Origin of the sequence: Tsukamurella sputi (assembly GCF_007858445.1) — a bacterium.
GTDB classification, from domain to species: domain Bacteria; phylum Actinomycetota; class Actinomycetes; order Mycobacteriales; family Mycobacteriaceae; genus Tsukamurella; species Tsukamurella sputi.
On record NZ_VIGV01000094.1, the window covers coordinates 1 to 622 of the forward strand.

General features: G+C 36.2%; 1 protein-coding gene. It reads left to right on the top strand.

The genetic code is table 11. The annotated features are described in order from the left end of the window. Positions 1 to 356: 356 nt before the first annotated feature. Positions 357 to 622: site-specific integrase (locus tag FK268_RS25965; RefSeq protein WP_158636215.1), on the top strand; the 266-nt coding region annotated here is incomplete at its 3' end.

Genomic DNA, 622 nt, shown 5'->3' on the forward strand with positions numbered 1-622 from the left:
GAAAAAAGATGGAATAGTAGATAGACTCTTAAGGGAGTGAGTCAATAGTAGGATGCGTTTAGAGAATGGGCATATATTGTAAATATATCGTAAGCTAATTGTAATTTTGCAAATAGGCACAATTCTCTCTGGCTCTTCTCTTATGAAATAAGCTTATTGAATTAGATTTACTCAGAAAAGAGCATCTGAAAGAGGCTATTATAGAGTATTTATGGAGTATAGTTAATCTATTGCTCAAATTATTAGACCAATCTTGCGATTCCTAGCAAGCCAATATTATCTAGAAATATTATGAAGCGGTATGATATTTTGAGTAGATTGATAACTCGAAGTCAGAAGAGGTGTTAAAGGGTAAAATGGAGTGGTTAGATGATGCTATTGTGATTGAGCGATTTCGTGACTCATTGATCTTTGAAAAAGGGGCAAGTGATCAGACAGATGACTCCTATATTAGAGATCTTAGTAAATTGAGTCGCTATCTTCAGGAGCGCCAATTAAATTTAGTAACTGTGACGGCGGAGGATCTTAATAACTACTTCCAAGATCTTATTGCTGCAGAGGCGAACCCCAGAAGCCTTGCGCGTTACCTCTCCTGCTATAAGCATTTTTATACTTTTCTGCA